The following is a 15299-nucleotide window of genomic DNA, read 5'->3' on the forward strand; positions in this document are numbered from 1 at the left end:
CCCACCTCTTGGGCTGCGGGACGAACCCGCTGGTTGCCAAGTTGCGCTCGACGACTTCGACGTCGATGCCCATCTTCTGCCCGTGATCGAGGACGGCGGTCTAGAACCCCTGGTCCACCAGGGCCTTGTGCACCGTGTCGGTGCCGGCGGCGACCTTGTCCAGCACAGCGATGCCGACGGCGTTGTCGTGCGTGGACGCGGCCAGCACCACCACCGCGATCACCAGACCGAGAACATCAACTGCCAGGCCGCGCTTGCGGCCTGGGACTCTTTTGCCGGGTCCCTTCCGGTGGTGCCGGCGGGCACCCCGACGGCCGCGTGCAGGCTCTGGGTGCCGAGCACCACCAGGCTCGGGTCGGCCTTGCGCCCCCGGCTCTCGCGGACCTGCCAGCGCAGCAGGTCGTGGATGGTCTGGTCGGTGCCGTCGTCGCGCCACGGGTAGAAGTAGTACTTCACCGCGCCGACCGGGGGCAGGTCGTGGGGGAGGTAGTCCCACTGGCAGCCGGTACGGGACTGGTAGAGCAGGGCGTTGACGATCTCCCGCATCTCGTAGGCGCCCTGGTGGCCGCTGACGGAGGGATGCCGGGCCTTCCAGGAGGCGATGACGGGCTCGATCAGGGCCCACCGCTCGTCGGACAAGTCGCTCTTGTAGGGCTGGCGGTCACTCACGAAGAACACTCCAGCACGACAGGACTCTCCGATCAGTCCCGATACTCCTGTGCCACACGTTCCAGCGACAGCAAACACGGCATCACGTCACATACCGCCCTCCCAGAGGGGGAGGCATGAACGACGCGCAGTAAGACGAACATCCTGCTACCAAGATCCGCGAGGAGCTCGCCGGGGAAGTGAACGGCCTCGGCGGCGCGAAGATGAAGAAGATGGAGACACACCGTGAGGCTCTACGATCACGACCACTTCGACCAGGGCCAGCGGTCCGGCTGATGAGCGACAACGCGCGCAGGTGCACTGGCGGGTGGGGACGAAGCAGCAGCAGTCCAGCCACGGTGGATCGCTGAGACGGTGACAGCACCACGCAGTTCAACCGGCTGAAACAGACCTTCCAGGGCCCGCGCCAATCGCACTTCAAGCGCCTCGCTCCTGGCCGCAGTGGCCTGACGGGGGCTCTCCTCTTGAGTCGAGTGCCCCCGTAGTCAACGGTCCGTGTCCCAGCAACGACTCCGTAGACCGATCACGGCGGTGCGTGGCTCAGCCCGGCTCGCACCCCATCGTCTCGTGGCTCACGCCGTCCACCTTGCCGGCCCACGCCCAGTCCTCGTCGTAGTCGTCCGTGCGGATCTCCCGGTACACGCAGCTGCTGCCCGACCCGTAACTGATCGCGTACACAGTGCCGTTGTACCGGGACTCGAAGGAGTGGGCGTTGCGCTGGGTACCGTTCTCAGCCTCTGCGTAACCCGGCGGGCCGTAGCACCATGACTGGCCCATCATTCCGGGCTGGGTCCAGAAGCAGACCCGCCCCGGCGGCGTGGCCTGTGCGGTCTGTTCCGTGACCGTGGAGAAGGGCAAGGTCGTGGCGAACACCGCCGCAACTGCGGTGATGGCTGTGTGACGCATGCGAAATACCTCAACTGTCGTCGATGCGGCGGACTCAGCCATTTTGTCCCCCTGGCGCTCACGGGCAAATCTCACGTCACCCAAAGTGATGACACAGGGAATCTCAGTCCCGCAGGCTCCCAACCTGTGATCCCGGCCGCCTTCATCGCTTGGCGGCGACCAACGATCTCCTCTCCCGCCCGACCCCAGTCGAGCAGGGCACGGAAACCAGCTCGCAGCCGTGGCACCAACCTCATGAGAGTGCGACACGAGGTCGCACCAGAGAAGTAGGGACAGCCAGATGAAGGAGAGATAGATGGCTGGACTTCGAGCCAGTATCCAGGCTCGTCCCCGCGCTCGCATGCGTCGCTGGCAACGGCGGGGTGTGGAGCTGAGCGTTCAAGCCCAAGGGTGTCTCGGCCATCGAGGAACCACAGGTGAGGGGAAGGCTGGACGGGCGAACGCAAGTGAACCCTTGATCATGCCCCGTGAGGTTGAGGCTGCGCGATGGCGTGTATGCGGCAGCCGTAGGACCCGCGTGCTGGAAGGTACGAAGCGACCCCTGGGGATCTCATTCCAGGGGGGCGGATACCGCTGGTTCCGGGGTGGAGAGGGCGCCCTCCCCAGCCGCATCTTCCTGGTGCGGAACGGGAAACCCCGTCGGGGTCCAGGCCAACGGCCTGGTAGGCCGACCGTAAGGAGAGCTGAATTCCCTGGCGGGAACAGGATGACCCAAGAAGCGAATGCCGGCGGGCCGAAAGGCCAGAGGAAAGCGGGAAGTTGGGGCCTTCACCCACTCCCGTATGACTCGCCGGATACGGGCTCTGGTGGCCCGGCCCGAAAGGGCGCCCACGTGGGTCAGGTGAGCCTTTGGAGGCTCCGACGCAAGGACACCGGAACCAAGAAGTTAGACACCGGAGGCGCAGATGCAGGGCTTGAGCCGTGTGCGTTGTGAGGCGCACGCACGGTTCTGAGGGGGCCGGGGCCCGGTGACGGGCTCCGGCTACCCGACCATCACGCCTAGGCCAGCGGCTCGGCATCTTCCAGATGCACTGCGACAGGACACTCAGGCACCGGCCGTCGGAGACGACGGTGCCCTCCCCGCAGGCGGCGGGGAGGGCACCGTCACACGGCCTGCCGGTCAGGAGGTGCGGTAGGTGATGATGGCCGCACCGGAGTGGCCGTTGCCGCCGTGCGCACCGTCATGGCCCGCGCCGCCGTCTCCGCCGTTCGCGCCTGCACTCTCGCCGCCCTGGCCGCCGTCGCCGCCGTTGCCGCCCGCTCCGCCGGTGCCGCCGTCGCCGTAGCCGCGGGGGTCGGTGCTGCCGCCCTTGCCTCCGGCGCCGCCGATCCCGCCGTTGGAGTCGCCGTCGCTGTTGCCCCGGCGGCCGTTCGCGCCGACCTTGCCGCCCTGGCCCGGCTCGGCCTTCGGCCAGACTTGCTTGCCGTCGATGTCCGCCAGCTGCCCGGAGCAGGAGTTGTATCCGCCCAGGCTGGTGGAGGCGCCCGTGCCGCCGGAGCCGTTGGCAGTGCCGCCGGAGCCCTGGACACCGGAGACGAAGCTCGCGGCACCCCAGCCGCCACCGCCGCCGCCCGGAGCCCCCACCGGACCCTTCTTGATCATGGCGCCGGAGCCGTCGGCACTGGCGAGCGGTAAGGGAGAGCTATCGAACGCGACGCTGGTGGGGTCTCCCATGCTCTCCGCACGGGGCGCCTCACTCCGCGTGGCGGCAGGCGCGTTGGTGCCCCCGCTCGCCTTGAAGGTGCCGTACTCGCCTCGCTTGCCGACACCGGTGGACCCTGCCGTGCCCGTGGCGCCGGATCCGCCGCCACCGACCTGCAGTTGGAGGGTCTGACCGGGCTCGACAGCCACCGTGCACACCGAGTGCCAGCCGGAGGAGCCGCCCCCGCCGCCGTTGCCGGCGGCTCCGCCGCCGCCCGTGCCGCCCTGGCCGATGCCGGTCGCCGACTGGCCCGAGGCGCCCCCGCCGCCCCCGCCGCCCGCACCGCCGGTGCCGCCCGAGGCGCCGCCGCCCCCGCCCCAAAGGTCCAGGGTGATGCTGGTGACTCCCTCAGGGACCGTCCATTCGTGCCCCCCGGAGGTGTCGAAGGTGACCGCGGTCGTCTCCGCCTCCGCCTTCCCGTCCGCGTGCGCGGCCGGAGAGGTCAACGTCAGAGTGAGGGCGGCCGGGATGGCGAGCGCGCCGAGGACGCGCCACTGCTTACGCATGTAACTCCCTACATCTAGTGCTTGTACCGTCACCCAATGTAGGGAGTGGCTCCTGTGGTTGGTGAGGAAAATTGAGACAAGCGGAAGACTGTCCGGAACCAAACGATCATTTCCGGCCTGGTCAGGGATGGTGAGAGCCAGTGTGGTGCGGCGAGGCGGGCTCGCTGGTTGCAGTTCAGGATCAGCTGGATGTTCAACATCGCCGCCCAGTACCGCTGATCGGCGACCTGCTATCTGCCAGATGCGCTTCGCGGGCTCTCTCAACTGCCGCTGAACAGTGCGGGGAGGGACACGGAAGTGAGAAGAATTCGCGGGGCCGCGGTGTGAGACGGCTTGCATCGGTGCTAGTCAGCGATGCACCTAGTAGGACTCCGTTAGGTCTGTTGTCGCCCTCTTCGTCTGGTTCGGCGGGCGGATGGCAGCGGGCGGTGGCAGGTGGTGCAGATGCCGGTCCAGCACCTCAGCAAGTCCTGGAGGGTGTGGAGGACTTGGTAGAGCGTGAGTCCGGCTCGGGTGCTTCTGGGGAGAGCCGTTGTTCGGTGAGGAACGTGTGGGCTGCGGTGACGAGGGTGACGTGGTGGTGCCGTCCGGGCCAGGAGCGTCCCTCGAAGTGGTCCAGGCCCAGGTCATGTTTGAGTTCTCGGTAGTCGTGCTCGACACGCCGGCGGAGCTTGGCCCAGTGAATCAAGTTCTCCAGCCCGGTATCGGCGGGAAGGTTCGAGAACCAGTACTCGGTAGGTGCTTCCGATTCCGTGGGCCGCTCGGCCAGCAGCCACAGGTCGGGCAGGAGACCGTCCCGCCAGCTCTGTTCGGCCGAGGCCCGGGCCCTGAGCGGTCGGACGATGGAGTTGCCGGCCGGGCGGACGCGCAGGGCCGCGAAGTGCGAGCGCATCGGACCGCGAGAGCCTTGGCGCCAGGTGACCGCGGTGAAGGCGGCGCCCCAGACCGGCCGCATGAGCGGCCACGGTCGGCGGGGTCTGACGGTAGCGGGGCTGAGGCCAGCAGCCGTTGGCACCCTTGCGGGCGGGTGCCTCGGGCACCGCGTCGAAGGGATGGGCCGTGACACCGGAGCCGATGGACAGCACATAGCCGCATGTTCAGCGCAGCCCGCATCCGGTCCGCGCTGAGGGTGAGCTTGACGCTGTCGGGGATCTTGAAGTGCTGACCATCCTCAAGGTGGCCGTGGCGGGCGCTCAGGCAGGCAAAGGCACGATGCGCACCGCACGGTAGTCGTAACCGTCTTGTTTGAAGCCGGGGGCTTCCCACGTGAGGTTCACCTGCTGCCCGGGCGACAATGCACGGAAGCCAGCCATCTGAATGTTGGAGTAATGGCCGAAGCAGCCGCCGGGAGTCTCGGGCGAGTCGAGCACACCCCAACCCTCTTCATCGCTCCACCAGCGAACAGTCGCAGTCACCATGACCGGAACCCTACGAGTTCTGAGGCCAGCGAGCACAGGAGGTCGGGAATCTTGGAGTCGTCGAGGTCAGCTGCCCAGGGTTCGACAGGACTTCGGTCGGGGTAGCTTGCGCTGGTCGAGGTAGCTCTGGAAGGCAGTCGGTCGGCGAGGCCTAGGAGTTCCCTCGGCCGGTGACAGTCCGCTGAGACGCTCGATGTTGACGGCGATGGCCGTCAGGACGTGCTGGATGTGGGCTCTTCCCTGTCCGCGTAGCGGCAGCGCCGCATGCCGTGTCCGTGGGCGAACTCGTTGACCGTGCCCTCCACTCCGGAGCGGACCGCGTAGCGTGCCTTCCGCTCGGGTGTCTGTTGCTCGGTGCGGACGCGGAGTTGCAGGTCGCGGAGTTCTCGTGGGGGAAAGACCACGGTGCGGGCGCTGTCGGCGGTGGTGCACTGCGTGCGGGCCGGGCAGGGGCGGCACTGGTTCTTGGTGGACCTGGCCACGATCAGCGGGGCCGCCGTGGGTGAGGAGGTCGGATAGGGGCCGTGCCAGCCCGCGCTGACCTGTCCCTGGGGACAGGTGACCTGCTGGCGGTCGTAGTCGATGTGGAAGTCGTCCCGGGCGAAGCCCTCGTTCTGGCGGTGCTGCCGGGTGGGGTTGCTCCGGAGGGGCCCGGAGACGGTGACCTGGTGTTCACGGGTGGCTTGTTCCAGGTGGGGCAGCGAGGTGCAGCCGCCGTCGACCAGGTGCTCGGCGGGCAGGAGTTCGCGGCGGGCCAGGCAGGTGTGGATACCGGGCAGGACCTGGCTGTCGTGCGTGGTCGCCGCGGTGGTGGCCACGTCCGTGATCACGTTGGGGCCGCCGGGAGCACAGGTCTCGGTCAGGTGAGCGGCGAACCCCTTCCAGCTGATGATGTGTCCGTGCCGTGCGCAGCGGGCTGAGGTGTCGTAGGGAGAGACGACCGCCCGGAACGAGGGCGGCAGCCCGGGCCCGCCTTCCGTCTCGGCGGTGCGCCAGCGCAGGTGTCCTGCCGTGTCACGGTGGTAGTTCTGCACCATGATCTGGCGCAGGGCCTGGATACGAGGGCCGGAGGTACGGTCTGTTCCGTGCCGGTAGAGGTGTTCCAGGAGCTGGACGGCGTCGTTTCCGGTGGCGAGGATCCTGGTCTTGGGCTTGGTGGGGTTCTTGCCCAGGCGGACCGGTCGGCCCTGGCGGCGCCCCCAGTCCTCATCGACCAGCTCGTCCAGCGGATGAGGAGAGGTGGCGGCGACTTCTTCCAGTGCAGCGCGGACCGCTTCGGTGATCAGTTCCAGTCGGGTCAGGTCCCGCACCGCGGCCAGGACGTGGGTGGAGTCGGTGCGCCGGGTGGTGCGCTCGCGGACCAGGCCGGCCTCTTTGAGGCGGGCCAGTGCGAGGTCGAGGAGGCGGTCAGCACGGTTGCCTTCGGCAAGACGGTCGCGGAAGTCGGCCAGCACGCTGTGATGGAAGGCGGGATCGTCCAGTTCCATGGCCATCGCGTACTTGAAGTCAATGCGGCAGCGAACCGCCTGCTCGGCCTGCCGGTCCGGCAGGCCGAGCAGGAACTGCAGCACACAGACGGTGGCCAGTTGAGCTGGCGAGAGACCCGGACGTCCGTCCCGCGGGTACCAGTCGGCGAAGTCTTCGTCGCACCACAGGCCATCGAGACGGTCGCGTACCCATATCGCCGTCGTACCGTCCGGGTTGCTCGACCGTGCGATCTGCGCAGTCAGAGGTGGGACCTGCTCACCGGAACGGGGGCGAAGGGACACCGGGCACCTCGACAGCTGCATCGGTCGGCGGAACTGCCCGAGCATGCCCGTTGATCATGCTGCCGCGCCGGGAAACTCCAAGATCCCCGACAGAGTCAAGTTCATGGGTAGGCCGCCGGGCCCTTCCCTGCGGCCTACCCATGGCGCTGCTCAGGCCAGTGACCACCAGTTGACCCAGAGGTCGGAGTCATCGGTGATGACGAAGGCATACGGCCGCTGTGCGGCGTTCGGATTGTCCTGCATGGTGATCGCCTCGCCGGGGCGTTCGATGACGCGTCCGGGTGGGGTGTCCTGGGCGGCCCAGTGCCAGGCCTTGCCGTCCCACCAGTTGACGTACAGCTTCGAGTCGTCGGCGATGACGAAGGCGTACGGGCGGGTGAAGGCGTTCGGGTCGTTCTTCATCGTGACCACGCCGACGGAGTCGAGGATGAGCCGTCCGCTGGGCGCGCCCTGGTCGCTCCAGTTCCACTTGGTGCCGTCCCACCAGTTCACGTACAGCTTCGAGTCGTAGCCCTGGACGAAGACGTACGGTCGCTCCGACGCGTTCGGGTCGTTCTGGGCGCTGATGACGCCCGCGCCCTTCTTGACCGGCTGCCCGGACGGCGCGCCTTGGTCGCTCCAGTTCCACTTGGAGCCGTCCCACCAGTTGACCCAGACCTTGGAGTCGTCGGTGATGACGAAGGCGTAGGGGCGGGTGAAGGCGTTGGGGTTGTCCTTCATGGTGGTGACGCCGATGGGGCGGGAGATGGTGCGGTTCGGCGGGGCGCCCTGGTCGCTCCAGTTCCACTTGGAGCCGTCCCACCAGTTGACCCACAGGCGGAAGTCGTCGGTGATGACGAAGGCGTACGGGCGCTGCGCCGCGCTCGGGTTGTCCCGGGCGGAGATGACGCCGACGCCCTCACGGATCAGACGTCCGGCGGGCGCGCCCTGGTCGCTCCAGTGCCACTTGCTGCCGTCCCACCAGTTCACGTGTAGTTTCGAGTCGTCGGTGATGACGAAGACGTAGGGGCGCTGCTGTGCGTTGGCGTCGTCCTGCATGGTGACGGCGCCGACCTTCTCGATGATCGTGCGCCCGGCCGGCGTTCCCTGGTCGCTCCAGTGCCACGCCTTGCCGTCCCACCAGTTGACGTGCAGCCGCGAGTCGTAGCCGCGCACGAAGACATACGGCCGCTGCACGGCCTGTGGGTCGTCCTTCATCGTGACGGCGCCCATCGTGGCCCGGACACCGACTGTGGTGGTGGGCCTTTCCTGGTCGCTCCAGTGCCATGAACCCATCGCGTTCCCTCTCCGGCCCACGACCCGCTCCAGCGGACGGGGGCATGCTGAAGTGAGACGTGCTCTCAAGTCCCTGGCGCCAAGGCGGGCACCAGGGTGCGGGGACGGGTCCGGCCGGAGTCCCACGACGTACCGTGCGCGCACACTCTGGCACCGTTTGACCGACCTGTCATCGCCACAGAAACGAAGAAAGCGTTCCACTGACCTGTTTCAGACATGTCAGCCCGTGGCACCCCATTCCTGGCAGCGGGCTTCATGAGCCGGTCAGCGTGCAATCCGCAGAGATGAAGAACGCCGAGGATCAAGTGACAGACGAGGAGATCCTCGTGGTCGAATGGCCAAGTACCGACGGCGCCTTGCCACACACCGTTGCCATGCGACGGACAGCGTCGCCGCATCCGAGCACCTGGACACTTGCCGTGTCTCTGGCGTAGTCGTCACGGAAGCGCCGCCAGAACCCTTCGTCTGGCGGGTCCCGCCAGATGAAGCGCTCATGTGGAACCGGAACTTCCTGGGGTCAGCCCTGGTCTTGGGCGTATTGAGCTGCGTGCCAGCTGGAGTCGATGGCGGGGTTGCGCAGGGTCCCCCAGAAGCGATCGTCAGGTATCGGTGGCAGTGGCGGGTTGCCCAGGTCCGCGTGCAGATCCGTACGCCAGTCGACAGTGAGGCGGCCGCGGATGCTCGCGCTCTCGCACACGGACCTGTAGGGCGAGCCCCAGATTCCGTGCACCATTTTCTCCGCGGCCCACCGGCGAGGAGAGTCCCGGTGAGTGTCCGCCTGAACAATCACCGTGCGCAGTCGCAGGGCGAGCGGGCCGGTTCGTTCCGGATGTGGCGGGGCTTCGCCCCGTTCCAGCGCGTCCAGGGCCGACTTGATCTCCGGGTACTTGTTCAGGCCCGTGTCGACGGCCACTCTGCGCAGTTGCTTCCGTGCGGCCTCGGCCACCTGCTCACGCGGCAGGACCGCGAGGAGCGCCCCGAGTTCCTCAAGCCCGTCCAGGGCTCCGACATGGAGGGCATCGGTGGGGCTGCAGGACAGGTCCAGCTCCGGCAACTGCTCATCCGGCCCGGGAAGGGGGTCGTCGGCACTGCCCCAGTCCGGGCCGGGAGGCATGGCCCACTCCCAGAACAGCCGTCCGTTGAACGTGACGGCACCCCCGTCCTGGCCGCTCTCCAGCAGGTCGGCCAGCTCTTCCAGATACCCACCCAGTGAGTCGGCCCGTCCGAAGTCGGTCCCGGTCTCGTCGAAGAACCGTCCGATGGCACCGTAGGAGTCCTGCCCACGGCGGCAGTCGATCGTGAGACCGTCAGCCGTCACCCCGTAGGAACCGAACTTCAGGTAGCCGTCGATCCAGTAGGACTCGGCCTCCTCCTCGTCCAGGTCCTCGGCGATGTCGCGCATCCACTGGGTGTCCTCGACGATCTCGCCTACTCCGAGCAGCCGGTCGTGCGTGCTGAACTGGAAAGCTTCCGCCCCGTCCAGAGCCCCGTTGTGCCGGCGCAGCGACGCGACCAGGTCGGGAGGAAAGGTGACGCCCAGAGCCTCCTCCGCTGCCGCGATCTCCTCATGTCCCGCGGGCGGCCCAAGCGTGGCGAAGGTACGAGGCGCGCGCTCGCGCAGCCAAGCGTCGATGCGGTCCCATGATTCCTGGACCAGGTCATTTCGCATGGGCTGACCCTAGTGCTCTGGCCGGATTGGTTCGCCGGGGTGGTGGTTGCCGCGGTTGGATGTCTTGACGGGGCCGTCCGAGTGCTGGGGGTGCGGTGGCTGTACTTGTCCGTGTGCGCGGGTTGACTGACCAAGAGGAGCAGAGGCTGCAGCAGATCGTGCGCCGGGGGAGCACCAGTTCGGTGCGATACCGGCGAGCGATGATGCTCTTGGCCTCGGCGGGCGGGAGCCGGGTGCCGGTCATCGCGAAGTTGGTGCAGGCCGACGAGGACACGGTCCGGGACGTGATCCACCGGTTCAACAAGATCGGTCTGTCCTGTCTGGGCCCTAGGTGGGCGGGAGGTCGTCGCCGTGCGTGTCTTGGCCGGTGACCCGGTGGTGCCCTGAGTCATGAAACCGACGGTGGCACACCGGGCCTGTGGACGCGGGAAGGGGACTGGAGGCAGGCGTCGCACCGCTTCGCCTGTTCGGGAAGGAGTTGTTCTCGGGGGTCACAAGTGGTCTGGGCGCGGGTCTCCCTGTGGCTGGGGGTGGGCTGTGCAGTGGCGGAAGCGCCGCGGGCTGGTGCCCGGTTCCAGGGGGAGCGACCACGCGTTGCGGACCGCGTCGATCAGGGGGCGGGCGCTGTGCGGGGAGATACCGAGTTCCTGGCGGGCTTCGGCGAGGCGCTGCGGGTACCCGTCGAGGCCGTTGTCGGCTGCGTCCCGTCGGCGGGCCTCGAAGTTCTCCTCGCCGAAGATGTCGAGCAGGGTGAGCGCGAAGTAGGTGTAGGCGGAGGCCTCGTCGACGACCTGGCGGGCCTCGTCGGGTATCTCCGACGCCGTGGGCGCCAGATGGGCGAGGTCGGCGAGCGCTCCGTCGAGCAGCGTCTCGGTGCATGCACACGGGTCGCGCAGGCCGCTGGTCAGGGCGTGCAGGGCGGTGAGGACCTGGCTGTTGCCGCTGGACCACTGGTGGCCACCGAGGAGGGTCCTAAAACCGGAGAGCGTTTCGGCGAGCTCTTCGCGGACCAGGTGGCGTGAGATCTGGGTGAGTTCGAAGGACTGCGCCTTCTCCTGCTGCTCCATGATCTGCAGGCCGTAGCGGAGTACGTCGCGCAGCACACCGCCGGACAGGGCGTGCGCGAGCATCGCGTACGGCTCGGTCAGGTTGGTGGAGCGGGCGGTCAGGACCTTGGCGGTTTCCGCGAAGGTGCCGGGCTGGACGTGGACGATGTCGTCGAAAGAGCTGTCCGTGACGCCCTGGTGGGGCAGGCCGCGGCGTACGAAGGTCGCGCCGACGTCCTCGGCGACCGAGATGAGGAAGTGGACGTGCGGCACTCCCAGGACGGCTTTCACTTCGCTGAGGAAGGCCAGTGCCTGCGTCTCCGATCCCAGCCGGTCCACCTCGTCAATCGCAATGACAACGCGCTGGCGCTTCTGTGCCTTCTCGTCGGCAATCGCGCCCAGGAGTTCACGGAAGCCGTCCACCAGTTCAGGGAAACTTGGGGGAAGCGTGGAAAGGGTGGACGCGTGGGTGCTCCCCAGCGTCAGGCCGGCCAGGGCGCCGCCCGACGTCAGGCCTTTGGTGGACGACTGCAGGGTCTGCAGCCGGTAGAGGTAATCACGGCACCGGGTCACCAGCGGTCCCTCCTTGTCCTTGCGCCTCCAGCCCTCGACCTTCGACAACAGCGACCCCACCACGATCCCGGCGAGCCGCAGCGGGTTCTGCTCGTCAGCGAGCACCCCGTACATCTGCGGAAGCTCCACCAGCCGGAACAGGGCCCACAGCCCGCACGGGGTGGCGAACATCGTCGCGAGCGTCCCGACAGGAAAGTGCCGCTTGCCGACCGTGACGGTCCCGGCCTCCCGCAGCTTGCGCAGGAGCAGCCACAGGAAGACCGGCACGTACAACCCGCTGCTGAAGAAGAGCGACAGTGGCGGGTGGGGCTCGATCAGTCGGCGCATGACGCCCGGGTCGCCCAGGAAGCTGATGGCGCAGGAGACCATCAGGAGAGTCCCGCTCAAGGAGACGAACTGGCGGAAGGCAAACCCTGAAATCGCGGGCAGCGGGGAGGACTTCCGCGCCATCCACCACGCCGTCCCGATGAGGACGGACACCACCGCGAACACGACCGACCGGCCGTCCCAGACGCTCTCCAGCTGGGCATACCAGCCGGTGCTTTGGTCTTGCAGCGCGTGCCACATGCGGGTGCCGTACTGCGTGTACAGGGTGCGCACCGGGGCGGACAGCCCCAGCGTCAGCAGGGCCAGCGCGGGCACCGCGAACACCGTCCACCGGGCGAAGCGGGCGAGCCGAGTGCGCACCTTCCGCAGCCACCGGCCGAGCGACGACAGGCGGCTGAGTGCGGGTGCCGGATGTCCCTGCGAGACCATGTAGCGCTCGCACAGGCGTACCGAGAGGGTGACCAGGAAGTCCTGCGGGGTGTATGTCGCCGGGGCCTGGACCAGCACTCCGAAGTCGGCCCGCTTCACGCAGTGTTCCAGCAGCGTGCTCTTGCCCACCCCGCGCGGCCCGCAGACCGCGATCGTGCCGTCCTGCATGTTCCTCAGCTTCCCCACCAGGTGGCGGACCGCCGCACTCTCCACGAAATAGTCGGGCGCCCGCGGAGCCCGCAGCCCCTCCACCGCGTCGGGGATGAACAGCGAATCGGCGTCCTCGCCCAGAAGGTGGCGTACCGCGCTCGCTACCACCGGGTCGGTGCCTACGAGTTGCTGCTCCTGGCCCCAGTAGCCTGCCAGGAGGCCGAGTTCGCCGCGCTGGACCGCCCGCCGGAAAAGGCACCCTCCCACCCGCAGGCTATGCCAGACGCGGGTCCAGGCCCGGATTCCGCACACAGAAAGGGCCGTCAGCAGGACTGTGCTGCTCACCGCCAGCACGGCGAGACCGATCAGGCCCCCGTGGTTCAGGGCCAGGTAGGGCAGCAGGATGGCCGCGAGACAGACCCCCCACCAGCCCCCTCCGGCCTCCCGCATGTGTGCGGCCTGGCTCAGGCCCAGCTCGTACCGGGCTCGCAGGGCTCTGTCATAGCGCCGCTCCTCCGAGCCTCCCTCGCACCGGGCGCGGACGAAAGCCCGGTAGGCGGACTGGTGCATCGTCTGGATAACCGCGCTGCGGGTGACGCCCTCACGTTTCTCCAGCAGTCGTGTCACCTCCTGCCCGTCCGCTGACCGCAGGACACAGCGCAGGTACACGTCCTCGGGATTGGGCTCGGCAAAATCCATGACCCGCTGGAAAGCAGCCTCTGCCCAGGCGTACAGCACCTTCATCCGCACCATCCCCCACAGTCGAAGCGTGCGGATGCTAGCGCGCCGGAACAGCCCGTGAACCCCTGCGGCTGAAAGCGAACGAGGTGGGGCCGAAAGCTGCGGGACTGCGTGAGCCGTGGGAAGGAGTCCCTTCCCACGGCTCAGTCAACATGTGCCAGTGCCAAGGGAGTTGACCAGAAGAATCTTGTGGTTTGCCCTTCCCTCACGCTGTACGCGTTGCGTACAGCGTGAGGGAAGGAAACCCCCATGAGCGTCGACGTCACGAAGACCGAGACCGGCAAAGCCGAGATCACCTGGAAGCACCGGGCCGACGACCCGGCCGGCCACCTCTCGGAAGTCATCGAGTCCGGCCGCCTCGACGGCGCCCTGACCGTGATCGGCCTGCCCCCGACGCGGACCTGGACCGCATCCGCGAGAACGCCGCCCCCGCGTACCGCGTCCAGCAGCTCCTGGAACGCCGCTCCCGCGCCTTCGCCGTCAAGCTCAAGGACTCCGGTCTCTCCTGGGCCCAGGTCGCGGAGATCCTCCTCGGCGACGCCACCAAGCGGTCCACCGCGCAGCGCCTGTACGAGGCCGGCCAGCGCCAGGCCCTCGGCACCGGCCCCATCAGCTCCGAAAGCTGACAGCAGGGGCGGCCGTCCACGGCCAAGCGACCGACCGCCCCTCATCCGCCCGAATCCGTCATCAGACCGGAGGGCCCCCATATTCGCAGCTGTCTTCGTGCTGCTCGTCACCGCACACTGAACATCCGACTACCCCTGCCAGAGCGACCACCAGGCCCGGCACAAGGCGGACCGCTCCCGTACCGGTTGGACCGCCCACTTCACCCATGTCGCTTCTCTCGGGGCGTCCGGATCGCAAGCGGTGATCCTTGCAGCTCGACGGAGGGGTGCTGTCCGCGACAACTGTCGCGGACAGCACCAGATCGGCACTCTAGACAGGGAAGTGCCGCAGGAGGAACTGGGCGAGCCCAGTGATGAGCTGCATACGAATACGTGCCTCCTGAGCATCCGACAGTCCCGGGTGCGAGCCGTTCGTGTGAGAGATGTGCCAGATGCCATGAAGCATGGCGCCGCCGTCGCGCTCCGGCAGTGGCTTGCCGAGGACGGCAGGAGGCTTCCCACTCTTCACGTAGAGCGTATTGATCGCGTTTGTGCCCTGGTTAGCCTGGTTGTTGTCGACGTAGCCGGTGTGGTCGACGGCCAGGTTGACGATCAGGCTTTCGAGCGCTGCTCGGAGCTGACCGTTCGAGGACGCGTGGTCCTGCTCAGCGAAGTGCTTCACCGTCAGCCGGTAGTGGCCAAGCGCGTCTGCATAGCCGCGAGCGGCCAGTTCCGCCTCCAATGCCGTGATTTGAGGAGCGAGCGGGGCAGCTTCCGGCTCACTCGGGAGGAGGCGGCAGGCCGAACGGCCTTGGCCGTTGACGTCGGTCTGCAACTCGTAGCCATCGCTCCGCAGCGCTTCGCGGAGGGCATCGAGTTCTTTGGCCCGGCGATAGCGGTGGAGCCACTCGCTCACGAGCCGTACGAACTCAAGCATCTCCCGGTGCGCTTCTGTGTCACCCGCGTCCTGGATGGCCGTGCGGGCGGCCAGGAGAGGTTTCCTCACGATCTCGTATTTGTTGTCGAGCCGCGGAGGGTCTCCGTCCGACAGACCACTGGCCCATGAGCATGTTCTTCAGCTCCGAGGCGGAGCAGTCGTTGGCGACCTCGGTGATCACACCGAGCGTCTTGGTCGAAAGAAGGTTCACGGGTCCTAGTCTGGAGAGCCTTGCCACGCTTCGCGAACAACTTGCCGCGAGGGGCTGCTGCAGGTTTGGGTGACAGGTTTGACCTGCCCCCTGTCCTGGGTTCCAGTTCTGGTGGCTAACTGACAGTCCTTCACGGAAGGCTGGAAGTCATGCCTCGTCCCTATCCTCCGGAGTTCCGGGCGCGTGCGATCGCGCTGGTCCGCGCCGGCAAGCAGGCCAAGCAGATGGCGATCGATCTCGGTATCCATCCCGTCACGTTGTCGAAGTGGTTGCGGCAGGACGACATCGACAACGGCCGGCGATCTGGAAGTCGGCTGTGAGCGCGTCATGCAACTGGTCACGGTTGTAATCTGCCCGTCTGGAAA

Annotated in this window: 8 protein-coding genes and 4 pseudogenes; 2 read left to right on the top strand and 10 right to left on the bottom strand. The window is 67.6% G+C overall.

Going from position 1 to position 15299, the window contains the following annotated elements:
- The 8 genes and pseudogenes from ACH4SP_RS42095 to ACH4SP_RS42130 all read right to left on the bottom strand — a co-directional run.
- Positions 1-669, bottom strand: a pseudogene (locus tag ACH4SP_RS42095) (IS5 family transposase); the annotation flags it as partial.
- A gap of 540 nt (positions 670-1209) precedes the next feature.
- On the bottom strand, positions 1210-1575 hold the full coding sequence (locus ACH4SP_RS42100) for a hypothetical protein (protein WP_398423737.1): 366 nt from the start codon (positions 1573-1575) through the stop codon (positions 1210-1212).
- Positions 1576-2695: 1120 nt separating this feature from the next.
- Positions 2696-3784 carry a hypothetical protein gene (locus ACH4SP_RS42105; RefSeq protein ID WP_398423739.1) on the bottom strand — a complete coding sequence of 363 codons (1089 nt, stop codon included), beginning with the start codon at positions 3782-3784 and terminating at the stop codon, positions 2696-2698.
- Positions 3785-4244: 460 nt separating this feature from the next.
- A pseudogene (locus tag ACH4SP_RS42110) lies at positions 4245-4875 on the bottom strand (transposase); the annotation flags it as partial.
- Positions 4876-4977: 102 nt separating this feature from the next.
- Positions 4978-5202 (bottom strand): cold-shock protein, encoded by a 225-nt coding sequence (locus ACH4SP_RS42115; protein WP_398423741.1) that lies wholly within the window; start codon positions 5200-5202, stop codon positions 4978-4980.
- A gap of 212 nt (positions 5203-5414) precedes the next feature.
- Positions 5415-6971: a transposase gene (locus tag ACH4SP_RS42120; RefSeq protein WP_398423742.1), complete on the bottom strand. Its 1557-nt coding sequence runs from the start codon at positions 6969-6971 to the stop codon at positions 5415-5417.
- 150 nt (positions 6972-7121) lie between these two features.
- Entirely contained in the window at positions 7122-8246 is a 1125-nt protein-coding gene (locus ACH4SP_RS42125; RefSeq protein ID WP_398423744.1) for a hypothetical protein, read from the bottom strand.
- Positions 8247-8763: 517 nt separating this feature from the next.
- On the bottom strand, positions 8764-9915 hold the full coding sequence (locus ACH4SP_RS42130; RefSeq protein WP_398423746.1) for an SMI1/KNR4 family protein: 1152 nt from the start codon (positions 9913-9915) through the stop codon (positions 8764-8766).
- A 95-nt stretch (positions 9916-10010) separates the two neighbouring features.
- Between ACH4SP_RS42130 and ACH4SP_RS42135 the strand changes: the two are divergent.
- A pseudogene (locus ACH4SP_RS42135) lies at positions 10011-10268 on the top strand (helix-turn-helix domain-containing protein); the annotation flags it as partial.
- A gap of 138 nt (positions 10269-10406) precedes the next feature.
- On the opposite strand, the gene ACH4SP_RS42140 reads toward ACH4SP_RS42135, so the two are convergent.
- A complete protein-coding gene (locus tag ACH4SP_RS42140) occupies positions 10407-13193 on the bottom strand; it encodes a hypothetical protein (RefSeq protein WP_398423747.1) in 2787 nt (928 codons plus the stop codon).
- Positions 13194-14117: 924 nt separating this feature from the next.
- Positions 14118-14723 carry a hypothetical protein gene (locus ACH4SP_RS42145; protein ID WP_398423749.1) on the bottom strand — a complete coding sequence of 202 codons (606 nt, stop codon included), beginning with the start codon at positions 14721-14723 and terminating at the stop codon, positions 14118-14120.
- Between the two features lie 360 nt (positions 14724-15083).
- Between ACH4SP_RS42145 and ACH4SP_RS42150 the strand changes: the two are divergent.
- A pseudogene (locus tag ACH4SP_RS42150) lies at positions 15084-15242 on the top strand (transposase); the annotation flags it as partial.
- Positions 15243-15299: the final 57 nt, after the last annotated feature.

It is taken from the genome of Streptomyces sp. NPDC021093 (genome assembly GCF_044333135.1).
Classification (GTDB): domain Bacteria; phylum Actinomycetota; class Actinomycetes; order Streptomycetales; family Streptomycetaceae; genus Streptomyces.

Excerpts from the sequence above, each read along its gene's own strand:
- ACH4SP_RS42100 (WP_398423737.1), bottom strand. The coding sequence starts at position 1,575 with ATGCGTCACACAGCCATCACCGCAGTTGCGGCGGTGTTCGCCACGACC.
- ACH4SP_RS42105 (WP_398423739.1), bottom strand. The coding sequence starts at position 3,784 with ATGCGTAAGCAGTGGCGCGTCCTCGGCGCGCTCGCCATCCCGGCCGCC.
- ACH4SP_RS42115 (WP_398423741.1), bottom strand. The coding sequence starts at position 5,202 with ATGGTGACTGCGACTGTTCGCTGGTGGAGCGATGAAGAGGGTTGGGGT.
- ACH4SP_RS42125 (WP_398423744.1), bottom strand. The coding sequence starts at position 8,246 with ATGGGTTCATGGCACTGGAGCGACCAGGAAAGGCCCACCACCACAGTC.
- ACH4SP_RS42130 (WP_398423746.1), bottom strand. The coding sequence starts at position 9,915 with ATGCGAAATGACCTGGTCCAGGAATCATGGGACCGCATCGACGCTTGG.
- ACH4SP_RS42140 (WP_398423747.1), bottom strand. The coding sequence starts at position 13,193 with ATGGTGCGGATGAAGGTGCTGTACGCCTGGGCAGAGGCTGCTTTCCAG.
- ACH4SP_RS42145 (WP_398423749.1), bottom strand. The coding sequence starts at position 14,723 with ATGCTTGAGTTCGTACGGCTCGTGAGCGAGTGGCTCCACCGCTATCGC.